The 16,558-nt window shown below is 69.8% G+C and carries 16 protein-coding genes; 7 read left to right on the plus strand and 9 right to left on the minus strand.

All coding sequences use genetic code 11. The features are described from left to right. Positions 1 to 35: 35 nt before the first annotated feature. Positions 36 to 395 carry a nuclear transport factor 2 family protein gene (locus AB6807_RS36575; RefSeq protein WP_371088409.1) on the minus strand — a complete coding sequence of 120 codons (360 nt, stop codon included), beginning with the start codon at positions 393 to 395 and terminating at the stop codon, positions 36 to 38. Between the two features lie 11 nt (positions 396 to 406). Between AB6807_RS36575 and AB6807_RS36580 the strand changes: the two genes are divergently transcribed. From AB6807_RS36580 to AB6807_RS36595, 4 genes are all read left to right on the plus strand, one after another. After that, on the plus strand, positions 407 to 1,033 hold the full coding sequence (locus AB6807_RS36580; RefSeq protein ID WP_371088410.1) for a hypothetical protein: 627 nt from the start codon (positions 407 to 409) through the stop codon (positions 1,031 to 1,033). Positions 1,034 to 1,095: 62 nt separating this feature from the next. Then, positions 1,096 to 2,061, plus strand: a complete 966-nt coding sequence (locus AB6807_RS36585; protein WP_371088411.1) for a LysR family transcriptional regulator — start codon at positions 1,096 to 1,098, stop codon at positions 2,059 to 2,061. Positions 2,062 to 2,147: 86 nt separating this feature from the next. Next, positions 2,148 to 2,411 carry a hypothetical protein gene (locus AB6807_RS36590; protein ID WP_116913685.1) on the plus strand — a complete coding sequence of 88 codons (264 nt, stop codon included), beginning with the start codon at positions 2,148 to 2,150 and terminating at the stop codon, positions 2,409 to 2,411. A 131-nt stretch (positions 2,412 to 2,542) separates the two neighbouring features. Continuing rightward, positions 2,543 to 3,364 carry a class III extradiol ring-cleavage dioxygenase gene (locus AB6807_RS36595; RefSeq protein ID WP_371088412.1) on the plus strand — a complete coding sequence of 274 codons (822 nt, stop codon included), beginning with the start codon at positions 2,543 to 2,545 and terminating at the stop codon, positions 3,362 to 3,364. Positions 3,365 to 3,394: 30 nt separating this feature from the next. On the opposite strand, the gene AB6807_RS36600 is transcribed toward AB6807_RS36595, so the two are convergent. Both AB6807_RS36600 and AB6807_RS36605 read right to left on the minus strand, forming a co-directional pair. Beyond that, positions 3,395 to 5,413 carry a glycosyltransferase family 2 protein gene (locus AB6807_RS36600; RefSeq protein ID WP_371088413.1) on the minus strand — a complete coding sequence of 673 codons (2,019 nt, stop codon included), beginning with the start codon at positions 5,411 to 5,413 and terminating at the stop codon, positions 3,395 to 3,397. Between the two features lie 258 nt (positions 5,414 to 5,671). Further along, positions 5,672 to 7,129, minus strand: a complete 1,458-nt coding sequence (locus AB6807_RS36605) for a glycosyltransferase (RefSeq protein ID WP_371088414.1) — start codon at positions 7,127 to 7,129, stop codon at positions 5,672 to 5,674. A gap of 144 nt (positions 7,130 to 7,273) precedes the next feature. Here AB6807_RS36605 and AB6807_RS36610 point away from each other — a divergent pair, with 144 nt between their 5' ends. Together AB6807_RS36610 and AB6807_RS36615 are read left to right on the plus strand one after the other, a co-directional pair. After that, on the plus strand, positions 7,274 to 7,834 hold the full coding sequence (locus tag AB6807_RS36610; protein ID WP_371088415.1) for a cytochrome b: 561 nt from the start codon (positions 7,274 to 7,276) through the stop codon (positions 7,832 to 7,834). Then, a complete protein-coding gene (locus AB6807_RS36615; protein ID WP_371088416.1) occupies positions 7,831 to 8,724 on the plus strand; it encodes an alpha/beta fold hydrolase in 894 nt (297 codons plus the stop codon). Before AB6807_RS36610 ends, AB6807_RS36615 begins: the two co-directional genes overlap by 4 nt. A 255-nt stretch (positions 8,725 to 8,979) precedes the next feature. On the opposite strand, the gene AB6807_RS36620 is transcribed toward AB6807_RS36615, so the two are convergent. Genes AB6807_RS36620 through AB6807_RS36640 form a run of 5 tightly spaced genes read right to left on the minus strand, consistent with a single transcriptional unit; the run spans position 8,980 to position 14,184 of the window. After that, positions 8,980 to 9,960, minus strand: coding sequence for a Bug family tripartite tricarboxylate transporter substrate binding protein (locus AB6807_RS36620; protein WP_371088417.1), 981 nt, complete (start codon positions 9,958 to 9,960; stop codon positions 8,980 to 8,982). 25 nt (positions 9,961 to 9,985) lie between these two features. Beyond that, positions 9,986 to 11,299, minus strand: coding sequence for a gallate dioxygenase (locus tag AB6807_RS36625; protein ID WP_371088418.1), 1,314 nt, complete (start codon positions 11,297 to 11,299; stop codon positions 9,986 to 9,988). 16 nt (positions 11,300 to 11,315) lie between these two features. Further along, positions 11,316 to 12,023: a 4-carboxy-4-hydroxy-2-oxoadipate aldolase/oxaloacetate decarboxylase gene (ligK, locus tag AB6807_RS36630; RefSeq protein WP_371088497.1), complete on the minus strand. Its 708-nt coding sequence runs from the start codon at positions 12,021 to 12,023 to the stop codon at positions 11,316 to 11,318. Positions 12,024 to 12,031: 8 nt separating this feature from the next. Next, the gene (locus AB6807_RS36635) at positions 12,032 to 13,060 is read right to left on the minus strand and encodes an amidohydrolase family protein (RefSeq protein WP_371088419.1); all 1,029 of its coding nucleotides are present in this window, start codon (positions 13,058 to 13,060) and stop codon (positions 12,032 to 12,034) included. Beyond that, on the minus strand, positions 13,057 to 14,184 hold the full coding sequence (locus AB6807_RS36640; protein WP_371088420.1) for a 4-oxalomesaconate tautomerase: 1,128 nt from the start codon (positions 14,182 to 14,184) through the stop codon (positions 13,057 to 13,059). The genes AB6807_RS36635 and AB6807_RS36640 overlap by 4 nt, the downstream gene beginning before the upstream one ends. 150 nt (positions 14,185 to 14,334) lie before the next feature. On the opposite strand from AB6807_RS36640, the gene AB6807_RS36645 reads away from it, so the two are divergent. After that, positions 14,335 to 15,618, plus strand: a complete 1,284-nt coding sequence (locus AB6807_RS36645; protein WP_371088421.1) for a LysR family transcriptional regulator — start codon at positions 14,335 to 14,337, stop codon at positions 15,616 to 15,618. A gap of 19 nt (positions 15,619 to 15,637) precedes the next feature. Here AB6807_RS36645 and AB6807_RS36650 read toward each other — a convergent pair whose 3' ends face one another. Beyond that, positions 15,638 to 16,492 (minus strand): class I SAM-dependent methyltransferase, encoded by an 855-nt coding sequence (locus AB6807_RS36650; RefSeq protein ID WP_371088422.1) that lies wholly within the window; start codon positions 16,490 to 16,492, stop codon positions 15,638 to 15,640. Positions 16,493 to 16,558 lie beyond the last annotated feature (66 nt).

Here is a 16,558-nt window from a genome sequence, read left to right on the forward strand (position 1 = left end):
ACCGACGGGCCGCTCTTTCTCAAGATTCTCAAGGCTCAAGACACCGGGCCGGCCTCGACGACAAAGGCCTGCAGCTCGGCCAGCTTTCCATCGCTGAAACGCCACACATCGCAATACGCGGAGCGGGTGGCCTTGCCGGTGTCGTCCTTCAGCGTGATCTCGCCGATCGCCGAGAGAAAGTCGCCCTCGGCGATCAGCCGGTGCACCTCGAAGCGGGGCGGCTCCTTGTAGGTGACCGCCATCCATTCGCGAACGGCCTGCTTGCCGCTGAGCGTCATGTCGCCGACGAAGTTCCACGTCGTGTCTTCGGTGCAGAACGCGAGAAATCCCTCGTAGTCGCCTTGGGTGATGGCCGCGTTGGCCTTCTCCAAAATCGCCTTGTGGTTGTCGGACATTCAGAACTCCCATGTTCGACGGCTGCAACAGAGCCGACAAATCGCAAGTTGTATCGACCCGGCATGCGCCTTGTTGCCGGCCTGCCCGCAACGCCGACGTCATCTTTTGCCTCGTCGGGTGGCATGGCACCGTGCTAGATTGCCTATCCCAGCAAATGATCACGCGGAAGGGCTCGGTCGATATGCAGCACGCTCGTGATTTCGCAACCTTCTCGTCGGTCCTCAAGGCCCGGGGCGCCGCCGCTGCGCTGGCCTACCTGAACGCAGGCGTGCCCCACAGGTTCTCCGGGGTCTACCGGATCGACGCGGGCAACCTGCGCAACGTGCTGCTGGTCGACAAAGAGGGCGAAATGCGCCCGGCCTTCCTGGAAACCGTTCCGATGGACGCGAGCTTTTGCCAGTTCGTCGTGCGCGACGGGCTCTTCAGGACCAACAACTCGGCCACCGACGCGCGCCTCGATGGGCATCCGTACCAGGGCGTTGTCGTGAGCTACCACGCGGTTCCGCTTGTCGACCCTGATCGGGCGCTGGTTGGAACGCTGTCTCACTTCGACCTGATCGAGCGGTCCATCGACGACGCCGAGTTCGAACTGCTCTACCAGGCGGGGCACCTGTTCTCGGACTTCATTCCACCGTGAGCTGCTGCATGCTCGTCGGGGGTGCCTACACTTTCGCGCTCGAGACTTGAAGGAACCCGACTTTGGACCGTATGACCAGCCTGCGGGTGTTCCGCGAAGTCGTGGAAGCAGGCAGCTTCGTGGCCGCGGCCGAGCGCCTTGGCCTGTCTCCGCCCATGGCGAGCAAGCACGTCGCGCAACTGGAGAAATCGCTCGGCGCGCGGCTGCTGCACCGCTCCAGCCGCCACCTGAGCCTGACCGAAGCCGGCACCGCCTGGTACGAGCAGAGCCGGCGCGCGCTCGACCTGCTCGACGCGGCCGAAGCCGCCATCGGCCAGACGCACGACACGCCGCGCGGCCAGCTCAAGGTGAGTGCGCCCGTGTGGTGCGCCACGCCGCGTTTCGCGCGCGTGCTGGCCGATTACCGCGAGAAGTACCCCGAGGTGCTGGTCGACATGCACCTGGAAAACCGCAAGGTCGACCTAGCCGCCGATGGCTACGACCTGGCCCTGCGCGCCACGCAGGAGCCTTCGCCCGCGCTCATCGCCCGCCCGCTGTGCCGCGTGCCCTTCTACCTGGTGGCCACGCCCGCCTACATCGCGCGCAGGGGCGGCGCGCCCGCGTTGCCGGCCGACCTGGCGAAGCTGGGCGCCATCGTGCCCAGCTACGTGAACCTGGAGAACCTCGCGCTCAAGGGGCCGGGCGGGCGCATGTACCCGCTGCGGCTGGCGCCGGCCATGCGCTCGGACGACACCACGCTCACGCTGCACGCGGTGCGCGCGGACATGGGCATCGCCTACATGCCTTCGTGGCTGGTCGACGACGACATCGCCAGCGGGCGCCTGCTGCGGCTGCTGCCGGCGTTTGATTCCGGGCCGGTCACGTTGTTTGCCGTCTACACGAGCCGGCAGTACATGTCGCCGAAGCTGCGGACCTTCATCGATTTCCTGAGCGAGCGACTGGTGGACGCGGCTGCCGATGCGCAGCCTGGCGCCGCCGGACGGGGCGAGCGCCTGAAGCCGCGACAGGAGCCACGCCAGAAGCCCTGACGCAACCGCAAAAGCTGCGGCGCAATCCAGCTTTTATGGGAGGAGGGCATCCGCAACCGCCGCCCCGGTTCGCTGAAAATCGTTGCATGTTCGTGCCTTCACCCCGCGTCACAGACCGCGCCCAGCGCCTGGCAGCACAGCTCGGCTGCACCGTCGGCGACCTGATCGAACCCTACGGCCTGCCCAAGCCGGCGCTGCTGGGGAGCCTGTCGGCGGTGGCGCTCACGCTCAAGGCGCTCGGCGGGCGCTGGGACCGCAACGAGCGGGTGTACTTCTTCGCGAACTGGGCAACGCTCGAAGCGGCGCTCGAGCACCTGGCCGACATTCCGCAGGACCTCGCCAAGGCCTGAAAGCCGCGTCACTCTCGCCTGCAAGGCGATGCCATGGTTTCCTGAGAGGAAAGAAACCGATGCATCGCAGCCTGTCGATTTCCCTGCAGGAAATGTCTACAGTCGACGCAACGCTTTCAAGGAGCATCGACTTGACCCACGACACCACAACCCCGCGCCTGCCCACGTACTTCATCTCGCACGGCGGCGGCCCCTGGCCCTGGATGAAGAAGGAAATGGGCCCCACCTACGACCAGCTCGCCGCCTCGCTGGCCGACATGCCGCGCCAGATCGGCCGCACGCCCAGCGCCATCCTGATGGTGTCGGCGCACTGGGAGGCGCCGGTGTTCGCGGTGCAGGGCAACCCCCGCCCGCCCATGATCTACGACTACGGCGGCTTTCCGGCCCACACGTACGAGGTGCGCTACGACTCGCCCGGCTCGCCCGAGCTGGCGCGGCGCGTGCAGTCGCTGATCGCCGAGGCGGGCCTGCCGGTGCAGATCGACCCCGAGCGCGGCTACGACCACGGCATGTTCTCGCCCATGGCCGCCATCTACCCGAAGGCCGACGTGCCGGTGGTGCAGCTGTCGTTGCGCCGCGGGCTCGACCCGGCCGAACACCTGGCGCTGGGCCGCGCCATCGCGCCCTTGCGCGATGAGAACGTGCTCATCGTCGGCAGCGGGCTCAGCTATCACAACCTGCGCAACTTCGGCCCGCAGGCGCACGGCGTGTCGAAGGCCTTCGACGACTGGCTCGATGCGGCGGTGGTCAAGGGTTCGGCTGGCGAGCGCAGCGCGCAGCTGCTCGACTGGGCCTCTGCCCCGTCGGCGCGCATGGCGCATCCGCGTGAAGAGCACCTGATTCCGCTGATGGTGGCGGTCGGCGCGGCCGAGGGCGAGGCGGGGGAGCGCGTTTATCACGAGGACGCGTTCATGGGCGGGCTGGTGGTTTCCAGTTTCCGGTTCGGCGGCTGATCTGGTCGAACGCGGCACTTCGCAGCCTGCTCAGGCGGGCGCGGATTCCCGCGGCGGGCTGGCCAGCGCAAAGTCTTCGCTCGCCAGTGTCAGGTTGCGGTTGTAGGCGGGGTCGCGGCGCAGCGTGTCGCCCCATCGCTCGAGCATGTAGCGGACTTCCGATGCGAAGCGTTGCTGCTTCTCAGGCGTCTCGTCGGAGCCGCGCGTGGCGGACTCGTGGTGATACAGCTCGGCGTAGGGCGTCCAGACATTGCGCAGCCCCATCGCGCACAGCCGCAAGCAGAAGTCGACGTCGTTGAACGCCACCTTGAGGTTCACCTCGTCGAGGCCGCCTGCCGCCTGGTATGTCGCGCGGCGGACCACGAGGCATGCCGCGGTCACGGCCGAGAACGACTGGATCAGGCTGCCGCGCCCGAAGTAACCGGCCCCATCGCGGGACAGGTGCTTGTGGCTGTGGCCGGCCACGCCGCCGACGCCCAGCACCACGCCCCCGTGCTGCAGCGTGCCGTCGGAGTACCAGAGCCTGGCGCCGACCGCACCGACGCCGGGCTGCAATGCGATGGACACCATCTCGGACAGCCAGTCCGGCGAAATGACCTCGGTATCGTTGTTCAGCAACGCGACAAGTTCGCCGCGCGCGTGGGCCACCGCGGCGTTGTTCAGGGCGGAGTAGTTGAAGGGCCCGTCCATTCGCAGCACCTCGACGTCGGCCTGCCGCGCCAGGGCCTCCAGATAGGCCAGGGTCTCGGGCTCGTCGGAACCGTTGTCGACGACCAGGATGTCGAAGTACGGGTAGTCGGTGCGCGCCCGGATGCTGTCGATGCAGCGGCACAGCAAGGCCAACCCGTTGCGCGTGGGGATTACGAGCGTCACCAGCGGGCAGGCAGAGGGCAACGCATAGCGCGCCCGGTAGCCGTTGCCCACATGCGCCACGGACCCCCGGATGCCCCGGCGCTGGAAATGCGCGTTGAGCGCCCGCTCGCCGGCAAGCTGCGCATAGGGCTTGGCGCCGGCGTTGTCCGCGGTGCTCTGCGGATGCGTTCGCCAGTGGTACAGCACCCGCGCGACATGCCGTATCTGGTCCGGCGCGATGTGCTCGATGCAGCGCAGCACCAGGTCGTAGTCCTGAGCGCCCTCCATGCCGACGCGAAAGCCCCCCACCTGCCTCACCAGCGCCGCGTGGAAAACGCCCAGGTGCGAGAACATGTTCTGGGAATAGAAGAGGTCGAGGTTCCAGTCGGGCTTGAAGTACGGGTCGCAACGCTGGCCGCTCGCGTCCAGCTTGTCTTCGTCGGAGTAGAAAAGGCGGGCTTCGGGCGCCTGGCAGATGGCCTCGGCCATCCACAGCAGCGCGTCTTCCTTCAGCAGGTCGTCGTGGTCCATGAGGGCGATCCACTCGCCGTCCGCGAGCGCCAGCGCGCTGTTGGAGGCGGCCGAGATGTGCCCGTTCTGCGAGCGGTAGACGACCTTGATGCGTGCGTCGTCGGCATAGGAGGCCAGCACCTGCCTTGCTTGCGCGTCGGTGGAGGCGTCGTCCGCGATGCAGAGTTGCCAGCGAGGGTAGAGCTGGCTCCTGACCGATTCGATGGCCGCGCGCAGCCAGGCGGGGTTGGCGTTGTAGGTCGGCATCACCACGGACACCAGGGGCTGCTGCGGCAGCAGTGCAAGGCGCTGGCGCAGCGCCGCGCGGGTCGTCTCGTCGATGCTGTCGTGGCGCGCGATCCAGCGCGCATAGGTCAGCGCTGCGCTCGTGTCGCCCTGGCGGGTGCGCGCTTCCAGGGCTGACGCGGCACGCAACACGCCCCCTGCGCCGGACGCGCGATAGATCCGGGCAATCGCGCGCAGCATCTGCATCGGGCCGCGGCGTTGCGCCACCACGGCGGACAGCAAACGCGGCACGCGCCGCGCCCGGCGCACCTGGCGTTGCAGCCATTGCAGCGGGGCTGGTCCGGCATGGGCATCGCGCAGGGCCCCGGGCGAGGAGGCGAGTGAATCGGTGGGCCTGTCGCCGCGCAAGCGGGCGTCGCGCGGCCGGACAAAAGACGGCATCTGGTATCCAACGTCGATGAAGTGATCGGAGACGTCGGGGCCCGGTGGCGATCGCGCGGTGGGTGCACAGCGTGGCTGCGCCGGCGGAACCTTCGACGAAGTCCGAGTCTTGCGATCAATCTGGTAAAAAAATTGAGCAAGACCTCACCTCGCCGCGCGGACACCGCGTTCGGCGGCCCTCATTGCAAGGGCGCGGTCAGTGGAGGCAGCCGCCCCGGTCGGGTGGGGGCCTATCGTCCAGGATGAAAGCGGCAGCGCTCAGCTGCGCCGCACCCCGTCGGCATCCACCAGCCCGACGCGCGTCTGCCGCCCCCAGGTGCCGCGCCCGGTCAGGAACGTCCACCACCCCCAGGCCGCGCCCGTGTGCCGCAGGATCTGGAAGGTGAAGGGCTCCACCAGCGCGGCCAGAAAGGCCTGCACCATGTTGGCTTCGCTCGCCTGGCCGATCCAGCGGCGGTACAGGAACACCGACCACAGGTGAAAGGCCAGGTCGAGCACGATCTTCGCGCCGATCACGCCCGCCACCGGCGCCAGCACGCCGAGGTTGCCGCGCACCAGGTACACCAGCAGCAGCCCGAAGGCGGCCAGGCCGTACAGCGGCTGCAACGTGTCGATGGCCTTCACCGGCAGCATGGCGATGCCGAGCCAGCCGTAGCGCCGGTCGCCGACCATCGCGCGGTACCAGTACTGCGTCTGCAGGAAGCCGCCGAACCAGCGGCGGCGCTGGCGCAGGAAGGCGCCGGTGCTGCTGGGCGCGTCTGTGTGGGCCTGCGCGTCGCCGAGCACGCGCACCGTCCAGGGCAGGCCGTGGGCCTGGGCATGGCGGTGCAGGCGGTGGATGAGCTCGTAGTCTTCCACCAGGCAGTCGGTGTCGAAGCCGCCCACGGCGCGCACCGCGTCGGTCCTGAAGCCCGCGAAGGCGCCCGAAATCAGCAGCAGCCCGTTGACCTGCATCCACGCATAGCGCGAGAGAAAGTTGCGGATGTACTCGTACGTCTGGAACCACTGAAAGCAGCGCCCCGCCAGCGTGCGGCTGCACACCGGGGTGATCACGCCGGTGGCGGCCACCAGGTTCGGCTCCTGCGAGAAGGCCCGGCGCACCGCGCCGATGGCCTTGCTGTCGAGCAGGGTGTCGCCGTCGACCGTGAGCACGGTGTCGGTGTCGATGCACAGGATGGCCGCGTTCAGCGCCACCGCCTTGCCGCCGTGCGGCAGGCGCAGCCAGTACAGGGAAGGGTGCGTGGCGCTCGCGGCGCTCAGCCCGCCCAGCGCGGGAGCGACCAAGCCGTAGCGCGTGGCCAGCAGCTCGGCCGTGCCGTCGCTGGAGCCGTCGTCGGCAATCACGATGCGGTCGGGCACGTCGGTCTGCCCCAGCAGGGCGGCAAGCGTCACGGGCAGCACGGCCGCCTCGTTGTGCGAGGCGACGATCACGCCCAGCGTATTGCGCCGCAGCCCCTCCAGCGGAGCGGCGGTGGTGCGCCGCCGCAGGATGGGCAGCGTCATCCAGCCGACGAACAACAGCAGCACCGTGTCGTACAGCACGTAGGCCACCCCCACCGACCAGGCCCGCACGTTGCCCACCTTGAAGGCCATGGCGAACAGCAGCACCCACAGCACCAGCACGCCGCCATGGATGAGCCAGCTGCGCAGGGGGGTGCGGGGAGGGGACAGGCGCGGTGACGCGGCCAGGAAGGCGCTTTGGAGAGGATCGTTCAAGAGAAGGTGCCCGGGCGAACTGGTCGTCAGCTGATCGTTGGTACGCAAGAACTCGGCCCGCGGTTTCGAAAGGCCCAAGCCAAACCCGGGACAATCGCACGCGCCACCGACGACTGAGTCGCCCCACGCCTGAAAATTCCCCGCATGCTCGCACAAACCCGCTACACCCGAACCGCCATCGCGCTGCACTGGCTCATTGCCCTGCTCATGGCGGCCAACATCGCGTTGATCCTGCTGGTCGACCATTACCCCGACGACTGGGTGCGCCCGGCCGTCGACACCCACAAGTCGATAGGCATCACGGTGCTGGGGCTGGTGCTGCTGCGCGTCTTGTGGCGCGCCACCCACAAGCCGCCGGCCATGCCGGGCTCGTTCGGCGCGCTGGAACGCTTCGGCGCCCATGCGGCCCACGGCGCGCTGTACGTGCTGATGGTGCTGCTGCCGCTGTCGGGCTGGATGCACGACTCGGCCTGGAAAGACGCCGGGACCCACCCGATGTACCTCTTCGGCCTGTTCGAATGGCCGCGCATCGGCTGGATCATGGCCATCGAGCCCGCCGTGAAGGAAACCTGGCACACCGTGCTGGGTGGCGTGCACACCTGGGCCGGCTATGTGCTCTACGTGATCTTTGCGCTGCATGTGCTGGGCGCGCTGAAGCACCAGTTCTTCGACGGCGAGCGCGAGCTGCAGCGGATGTGGCCATGACGCAGGGAGAGACCGAGGCCCGAGCGGCCACCGCGCCCATCGCGCAGATCGCGCAGATCGCCCGCATCGACGCGCTCTCGACCCACCACGACCCGGTGCACGAAGGCGTGCGCGTGCGCTGGCGCCGCTTCGGCACCGACACCGCGCAACCCCCGATCGTGTTGCTGCACGGCGGCCACGGCAGCTGGATGCACTGGCTGCGCAACGCCGAGGCGCTCTCGGCCGGCCGCACGCTGTGGCTGCCCGACATGCCGGGCTTCAACGAGTCCGACGCGCTGCCGCGCGTGGCGCCGGGTGAAGACACGCTGCCGCCGTTGCTGGCCGCGCTGGGCGGCACGCTCGACCAGCTCGTGGGTGCGGATACGCCCATCGACCTGGGCGGCTTTTCTTTCGGCGGGCTCACGGCCGCGCGCTTCGCGGTGCAGCGCGGCGCCGTTCGCCGCTTCGCGCTGGTGGGCAGCGGCGGCCACGGCACCATGCGGCGCATGACGGCGCAAATGATCAACTGGCGCGCCGCCCCCGACCGCGAGGCCGAGCGCGCCGCGCTGCTGAACAACCTGGCCGCGCTGATGCTGCACGACAAGGCGGCCATCGACGCATTGGCTTTCGAGATCCATGACATCTCGTGCCACGGCACGCGTTTTCGCAGCAAGGAGGTGTCGCAGTCGGGCGGCCTGCGGCAGGCGCTCGACGTGCTGGGCGCGCGGGGTGTGGCAACGCTGCTGCTGTGGGGCGAGTTCGACGTCACCGCCGACCCGCGGCCGCTGGTGGCGCAGCTGGTGGCCGAAGGGCCGGGGCGGGAGGGCACGGTGGTCGACGGGGCGGGGCATTGGGCGCAGTACGAGCGCGCGGACGAGGTCAATGCGCGGTTGCTGCGGTTTTTCTCCTGAAGCGCCTTGCCGCTGCTGTACTTGATACAGCAGCCGCTGTACCAGATACAGCAATCTGTCGGTCGAGCGCGCCCAGGAGCTGCTGACCTCTCCCGGAATTCAACCGTCGCGGAACCGCTCGATCGACCGATCCGCATAGTGTTTCCACATGCTCCCCCCGTCCAGTCCCTAGAAAACTCCCCGGCGCACCCTGTTGCACCACGCAGTCGTGCTTCTCTTTCTTGATATGCGCGTGCCCCCTGGTCAGCCGGGCCGTCAATCCGGCTTGATCCCCGCCTCGCGAATCAGCTTCCCGTAGCGCGCCGCATCGCCCTTCAACAGCGTCGCGAACTGCTCCGTCGGCCCCGGCAACACGATGCCGCCGGCCGCCGCGAGTTGCTGGCGCACTTCGCTCGACGCGAGCGCCTTCTGCACGGCCGCATGCACCGCCGCCATCACAGGCGCAGGCGTGCCGGCCGGCGCCACGAAGCCGTACCACACGCTGGCCTCGAAACCCGGGTAGCCCGACTCGGCCACCGTCGGCACGCCCGGCAGCACGGCCGAGCGCTCGGCGCTCATCACCGCCAGCACGCGCAGCTTGCCGGCCTTGACCAGCGGCAGTACCTCCAGTGCGTTCATCGCCACCACGTCCACATGCCCGCCGAGCACGTCGGTGATGGCCTGCGCGCCGCCCTTGTAGGGCACGTGGCGCAGCTGCAAGCCGGCGGTGTGCTGGAACAGCTCCATCGCCAGGTGCGGCGTGGAGCCGTTGCCCGGCGTGGCAATGGTCAGGCCGCCGGGCCTGGCCTTGGCGGCGGCCACCAGCGCGGGCAGTGTCTTGAGGGCCGAGTCCTCACGCACCGTGAACACCACCGGCACGCGGCCGACCAGCGCCACCGGCGCCACTTCGCGCGCGAGGTCGTAGGGCGCAGGCTCGAACAGCGACGGGTTCACCGCCAGCGCGTTGGCCGCCAGCAGCAGCGTGTAGCCGTCGGGCGCGGCGGTGGTCAGCGCCTTCACCGCGATGTTGGTGCCCGCGCCGGGCTTGTTCTCCACCACCACCGGCTGGCCCAGCGTGGCCGCCATGCGCTGGCCGACCGAGCGCGCGATGGCGTCGACCGCACCGCCCGCGCTGTAGCCGACGAGGATCTTCACGGGCTTCGAGGGGTACGCGTCCGCCGCGCTTGCAGTGTTGAAGGTGCACAGCGCCAGCAGGCCGGCGAACGTGCACGCGAGGGTGCGAGCGAGTTGTCTCATGGTCTTGTCCTTGTGTGTCTTCTGTTCAGCGGGCGGGCGGTTCGCCCGCCGCGCCGGTGGTGTCCCAGGCCTGCGGCGCGGCGTCCTTGCCTGCCACCGAATACAGCGCGCCGGGCGCGTTGCGCGTCTGCTGGAAGTCTTCGAGCGACTGGCCGCGCATGGCGGCGTAGATGTGCAGGTTCGACACGCCGACCACCGCGCCCAGCTTCTCCAGCATGAAGAAGATCACGCCGTAGTGAATCAGCCCGCGCCAGTCGCGCCCGCGCACCAGCGCGCGTTCCTGCTGCGTGAGCGCGGCAGCCTCGAAGGCCGCTTCCTCGTCCGCGAGAAAAGCCGCGCGGTGCGCGGGCCGGGTCATGCCGTGCAGGAACTTGTTCAGCCGGTAGGCGCGCACGCTGGTCTCCAGCGTGAAGGGGTAGCTGCCCTGCAGCGCCTCGACGCCCGCGAGCTGCGTGTCCATGTGGCGGCGGTGCCGCTGCGCCTCGCCCGCGACGGGCGGGCTCGCCAGGTTCTCGTAGATGGCCGTGGCAATGCCGGTCATCGACGGCAGGTAGTAGCTCTGGTGCGTCTTGCGCACGTTCGACGACAGCGCGCCGCGCATCACCAGCCACATGATCACTTCCGCGCCTTCCATGCCGCCCAGCGTGGCGAGCTCGGCCTGCATCATCTCGGTGAGGCGCACCGGGTCGTTCTCGATCAGCTCCAGAAACTGCGCGTCCCATGCGGTGTTGTTGAAGCCCGCGCGTTCGCCGTGCACCTGGTGCGACAGCCCGCCGGTGGCGACGATGGCCACCTTCAGGTCTTCGGGGTAGCTCTCGATCGCGCGGCGCAGCGCCTGCCCCAGCCGCCAGCAGCGCCGCGCCGACGGCACCGGCGACTGCAGCACGCCCACCTGCAGCGGAATCACCGGCACCGGCCACGCGGGCTCGTGCGCGCACAGCAGCGACAGCGGCGAGAACACGCCGTGGTCCAGCGCGCGGTCCTGGAAGAACGACATGTCGAACTCGTCCGCCACCAGCGAGCGCCCGATGTGCTGCGCCAGCGCCGGGTGGCCGGCCAGCGCGGGCAGGTCGCGCGCGCCGCCGCCTTCGTCGGCCACTGCATGCTCCCCGCCCACGCCCAGCGAAAAGGCCGCGTAGTGGTCGAAGAAGAAGGAGCTGACGTGGTCGTTGTAGATGAAGAACAGCGCGTCGGGCCTGTTGTCTTCCAGCCAGCGCCGCGCGGGCGCGAAGGCCTCGAAGATGGGCGCCCACACCGGGTCCTGCTGCTTGTTCTTGTCATACGCGAAGCCGATGGTGGGCGTGTGCGAGCACGCGACGGCGCCGATGATGCGAGCCATGGTGTGTGCTCCCGGTTCAGTCGATGTAGCGCAGGCCGGCGGTGGCCAGCGGTTCGCGCATGCCGTACATGTCCAGCCCCAGCTCGCCCGCGGCGAAGCGCGCGCGCTTGGCCGCTTCGTTCGACTCGCGCGCCTCGGCCGCGTCGGCCACCTGCCGCGCGCGCGCGGCGGGCACCACCACCACGCCGTCGATGTCGGCCACGACCACGTCGCCCGGGTGCACCAGCGCGCCGGCGCACACCACCGGCACGTTCACCGAGCCGAGCGTGGCCTTGATGGTGCCCTTGGCATGCACGGCGCGGCTGAACACGGGGAAGCCCATCGCGTTCAGGTCGCGCACGTCGCGCACGCCGCCGTCGATCACCAAGCCCTTGCAGCCGCGCGCCTTGAAGGAGGTGGCCAGCAGGTCGCCGAAGAAGCCGTCGGTGCTGTCGCTGGTGCAGGCGGCCACCACCACGTCGCCGGGGCGGATCTGCTCGGCCGCCACGTGCAGCATCCAGTTGTCGCCGGGCTGCAGCAGCACGGTGACGGCCGGGCCGCAGAAGCGTGCGTCGGGGTGAATGGGGCGGATGCGCGGCTGCATCAGGCCGAGCCGGCCCAGCGCCTCGTGCACGGTGGACACGCCGAAGCGGGAGAGCTTGTCGACGGTGGCGGGGTCGGCGCGCTCGATGGTGCGGTGCACGACGCCGAGCTGCTGGAAGTTGGAAGTGGTGGGAATGGTCATGGTCATGGTCAGAGCCCCTTGGCTTTCAGTGCGCGGTCCAGCCGCGGGTACACGCGGCGCGCGTTGCCTTCGTAGATCTGGTGGCGCGCCCGGGCGTCCAGCGTGATTGCGGCGTCGATGTAGCGGCGCGTGTCGTCGTAGGGAAAGCCGGTCTCGGGGTCGATGCCGCGCACCGCGCCGATCATTTCGCTGGCGAACAGGATGTTGTCCACCGGAATCACGCGCGTCAGCAGGTCGATGCCCGGCTGGTGGTACACGCAGGTGTCGAAGAAGATGTTGTTCAGCAGGTGGTCTTTCAGCAGCGGCTTCTTCATCTCCTGCGCCAGGCCGCGAAAGCGTCCCCAGTGGTAGGGCACCGCGCCGCCGCCGTGCGGAATGACGAAGCGCAGCGTGGGAAAGTCGCTGAACAGGTCCGACGCGAGGCACTGCATGAAGGCGGTGGTGTCCGCGTTCAGGTAGTGCGCGCCGGTGGTGTGGAAGCAGTCGTTGCAGCTGGTGCTCACGTGCACCATGGCCGGAATGTCGTGCTCGACCATCTTTTCGTACAGCGGATACCAGTGGCGGTCCGACAGCGGCGGCGAGGTCCAGTGGCCGCCCGAGGGGTCGGGGTTCAGGTTGATGCCGACGAAGCCGTACGCCTTCACGCAGCGCTCCAGCTCGGGAATGCAGGTGCGCGGGTCCACGCCCGGGGACTGCGGCAGCATGGCCGCGCCCACGAAATGCGCGGGAAACAGCTGCGCCACGCGGTGGCACAGCTCGTTGCAGATGCCGGCCCAGGTGGCGCTGGTCTCGAAGTTGCCGATGTGGTGCGCCATGAAGCTGGCGCGCGGCGAGAAGATGGTCAGGTCGCTGCCGCGCTCGCGCATCTTGCGCAACTGGTTCTGCTCGATGGATTCGCGCAGCTCGTCATCGCTGATGCGCAACGAGGCGGCGGAGGGGGTTTCCGCCGGGTTGCCCAGGCTGGCGACCTGGCGCTTGCGCCAGGTTTCCAGCGCGGCGGGCGCGGTCGTGTAGTGGCCGTGGCAATCGATGATCACGGGGTCTCCTGTCGGTTCTGAAACTGGGGCACGAGCACCTGCCCGCGAAAAAGCGGCCGCGCCGTGCGCAGCAGCGCGGCGCCGGCGATGGCGTGGCCGGTGGCGTCCATCAGCAGGCGCACGGTGAATTCGCCGGTGGGGTGCTCCACCGACAGGTCGTGCAGTGGTTCGGCCGGGCCGGTCGCGATGTCGCTCAGCCCCTGCATCACCGTGCCCGGCACCACGCACGCGGAAGCCACCGACACCGCGCCCAGCACGCCGATGGCGTCGTGGCACTTGCGCGGAATGAAGGTGCGCGTGTTGAAGGTGCCGCCCTGCCGCGGGGCCGACACCAGCGTTACCTTGGGCACGACCTTGGCGCTCACGTCGCCCAGGCCCATGCGCTGGCCGGCCTGCAGGCGGACCGACTCGATGCGTGCCTTCAGCGCCGCGTCGGCATCGAGCTCGGCGGGTGTCTCGTCGCCCGAGACGCCCAGGTCGGCCGCGCGCATCAGCACCACCGGCATGCCGTTGTCGATGCAGGTCACCTCGATGCCGTCGATGCGTTCGCGCGCCTCGCCCGTGGGCAGCAGCGCGCCGCAGCTGGACCCCAGGAAGCCGGAGAAGCGCAGCTCGACCGGTGCGGCGCGGCCGGGCACGCCGCTGATGGCGGTGTCGCCGCCGTAGCGCACGCGCGCGCCGGGCGTCTGCACCACCGCGTCGCAGTGCGAGTCGGTGTTGACCATGCGGATGCGCACCACCGACTGGCCCTGCTGCGCCTGCACCAGCCCTTCGTCGAGCGCGAAGGGGCCCACGGCCGAGAGGATGTTGCCGCAGGTCGGCGCGTAGTCGATGCGCGACTCGGTGGCCACCACCTGGCCGAAGAGGTAGTCGACGTCCGCGCGCGGGTCGTCGCTGGGCGAGACGATCGCGACCTTGGTGGTCAGCGGATGGCCGCCGCCGATGCCGTCGATCTGCCGGGGCTCCGCATGGCCCATGGCCGCGAGGACCAGCGCGTCCCTCGCGGCGGGATCGGCGGGCAGGTCTTTGGCGTGGAAGAACGCGGCCTTGGAGGTGCCCCCGCGCATCCACGTGCAGGGCAGCGACAGCAGATCAGAATCGGGTTCGAGGGCTTCGGCAGGCATGCGGCCAGTGTGGCCACGGGGTGCGGGGAGCGGGTTGAATTCGGCCAGCGCTGCGTTCTCATCTGTTTATCGATACGGGGTTAACCCTTGGGCTTGGAATGCGCCATGGCACCCGATGCCGCAGCACGCGGCGCTTGGCAGAATGCGCGCATGGCGCCCAAGAAACTTATCGAGCCCGATGCAAGCCAAGGCGAAGGCGGCGCGTTGCAGATCAACCTGCGGCATCTGCAGGCCTTCTCCGCCGTGGCGGCCACGGGCAGCGTCACGCGGGCGGCCGACACGCTGTTTCGCGTGGCCTCGGCGGTGACGCGGTCCGTGGCCGAGCTGGAGGCCGGCCTGGGCGTGTCGCTGTTCGAGCGCAAGGCGCGCGGCATGCTGATGAACGCCTACGGCGAGGCCGTGCGCGTGCGTGCGCTGCGCGTGGAGCAGGAGTTTGCCGCCGCCTGCCAGGAGCTGGCCAGCGGCGACAACGCGGCGTCGCACCCGCCCGTCGATGCGCGCGGCCTGCTCGCCTCGATGTTCAGCGGACGGCGGCTCGCGCTGTTCGCCAGCCTTGCTGAGCTGCACAACATGCCCGCTGTGGCGGCTGCCTTCGGCGTGACGCAGCCCGCGCTCAGCGCGCTGGTGCGCGAGCTGGAGGCGCGCATGGGCCGGGTGCTGTTCACGCGCACCGCGCGCGGCGTCACGCCCACGCGCGCGGGCGGCCAGCTGGCCTTTCGGTGCAAGCGCGCGCTGGCCGAGCTGCGCAGCATCGGCTCGGACCTGGCCGCGCTGCGCGGCGCGGTCGAAGGCCGCGTGGCGGTGGGTGCCTTGCCGCTGTCGCGCACGCTGGTGCTGCCTTCGGCCATCGCGGCGCTGGTGGCGCAGCACCCCAAGTTGCGCGTGAGCACGGTCGAGAGCCCGTACGAGGCCTTGGCTGCGGCGCTGCGCAGCGGCGACATCGACTTCATCATCGGCGCGCTGCGCCCGCCTGAAGACGCCAGGGACCTGGTGCAGACCGCGCTGTTCGAAGACCGCATCTCGCTCATCGTGCGCGCGGGCCATCCGCTGGCGAAGCGCTCGCGCGTCGGGCGGGCGGCCTTGCAAGGCGCGCAGTGGGTGCTGTCGCGCCCCGGCTCGCCCTCGCGCGAGCTGCTGGAGCGCGCGTTTCGCGAGGCCGGCGTTCCCGCGCCCGTGCCGGCGGTGGAAACCGGCGACCTCGCGCTGCTGCGCGGCCTGCTGTTGCGCAGCGACATGGTCACCGCCATTTCGGCGCACCAGCTGCACTACGAGATAGAGACCGGAGCGCTGGTGGTGCTGCCGTATCCGCTGGAGAGCACGCGGCGGCGCATCGGCCTCACGCAGCGGGCCAACGCGCTGCCGTCGCCGGCGGCCACGGCGCTGATGGAGGCGGTGCGCGAGGTGGTGACGAAAGTGCAAGCCGCGCGGCTTTGACAGGCCCGCGGCGGCCGGCTCAGGGCTTGACGAACTTCAGCACGAACTCGTCCTTGGGTTGCGGCGGCTCCGGCGTGTTGCGGTCGCGCGGGTCGGCGGGGTTGCGCAGGAAGTTGCCCTCGTCCACCAGCCTGAAGCCCGCGCGCTCCACTTCCGCGCGCAGGAAGGACTGCTCGATGCGGTGCAGCGTGCCCGACTCGGAAATGCCCGTGCCCGGCCGCCCTGAATGGTCGGCGATGACGTAGAGCCCGCCCGGCTTCAGCGCGGCGAACACCGCGCGGTTGACCGCGGCCCGGTCCACGCCCATGTGGCCGAAGTCGTGGTAGTTGAACATCAGCGTGACCAGGTCGAGGCCGTTCGAAGCGAGCTCCAGCGGCACCGGGTCTTCGAAGGGGCGCACCACGGCGACGATGTTGCTTGCGTTCGGGTTCTTCGCGCGCTCGGCCAGCGCGACGGGCGAAGGCCGCGGGGCGGGCGAGGCCGCTGCAGGGGCGCCCATCGGCAGCGGGCTGGCCGCGCCCTCCGGCTGCGCCGGCCGGCTGGCCGGTGGGCGCGGCGGGCTCTGGCCGTAGACGCGGCCCGTGGGTCCGGTGGCACGAGCGATCAGCTCGGTGGTGTAGCCGCCGGCCGCGCTCAGGTCCAGCGCGACCATGCCGGGTCGCACGCCGATGAAGGCCAGCATCGCTTGCGGCTTGCGCCGCGCGTCGTTGCGGCGGTCGGCCTCGCTGCGGTCGGGGCTGGCGACGATCGCGTCGATGCGGGCCTGCGACAGCGCGGGCGCCTGCGGCCCCGGCGTCGAGCAGGCTGCGAGCGCCAGGGCAAGGCACGCGAGAGCGAGGGTGCGGGTGAGGGCGAAGGCTGGGCGAATGGGCATGGGCTGTTTTTCCGCAAAGGAGTGCATGAGCGCATTCGGCGCCGACGGCGCGAATGCATCGGCGGC

Origin of the sequence: Variovorax sp. RCC_210 (genome assembly GCF_041355175.1) — a bacterium.
GTDB lineage: Bacteria > Pseudomonadota > Gammaproteobacteria > Burkholderiales > Burkholderiaceae_C > Variovorax.

What these genes read in the sequence shown, in the direction of transcription:
- AB6807_RS36575 (WP_371088409.1), bottom strand. Translation starts at nt 395, where the DNA reads ATGTCCGACAACCACAAGGCGATTTTGGAGAAGGCCAACGCGGCCATC.
- AB6807_RS36580 (WP_371088410.1), top strand. Translation starts at nt 407, where the DNA reads ATGTTCGACGGCTGCAACAGAGCCGACAAATCGCAAGTTGTATCGACC.
- AB6807_RS36590 (WP_116913685.1), top strand. Translation starts at nt 2,148, where the DNA reads ATGTTCGTGCCTTCACCCCGCGTCACAGACCGCGCCCAGCGCCTGGCA.
- AB6807_RS36600 (WP_371088413.1), bottom strand. Translation starts at nt 5,413, where the DNA reads ATGCCGTCTTTTGTCCGGCCGCGCGACGCCCGCTTGCGCGGCGACAGG.
- AB6807_RS36610 (WP_371088415.1), top strand. Translation starts at nt 7,274, where the DNA reads ATGCTCGCACAAACCCGCTACACCCGAACCGCCATCGCGCTGCACTGG.
- AB6807_RS36615 (WP_371088416.1), top strand. Translation starts at nt 7,831, where the DNA reads ATGACGCAGGGAGAGACCGAGGCCCGAGCGGCCACCGCGCCCATCGCG.
- AB6807_RS36620 (WP_371088417.1), bottom strand. Translation starts at nt 9,960, where the DNA reads ATGAGACAACTCGCTCGCACCCTCGCGTGCACGTTCGCCGGCCTGCTG.
- AB6807_RS36625 (WP_371088418.1), bottom strand. Translation starts at nt 11,299, where the DNA reads ATGGCTCGCATCATCGGCGCCGTCGCGTGCTCGCACACGCCCACCATC.
- ligK (WP_371088497.1), bottom strand. Translation starts at nt 12,023, where the DNA reads ATGACCATTCCCACCACTTCCAACTTCCAGCAGCTCGGCGTCGTGCAC.
- AB6807_RS36640 (WP_371088420.1), bottom strand. Translation starts at nt 14,184, where the DNA reads ATGCCTGCCGAAGCCCTCGAACCCGATTCTGATCTGCTGTCGCTGCCC.
- AB6807_RS36645 (WP_371088421.1), top strand. Translation starts at nt 14,335, where the DNA reads ATGGCGCCCAAGAAACTTATCGAGCCCGATGCAAGCCAAGGCGAAGGC.
- AB6807_RS36650 (WP_371088422.1), bottom strand. Translation starts at nt 16,492, where the DNA reads ATGCCCATTCGCCCAGCCTTCGCCCTCACCCGCACCCTCGCTCTCGCG.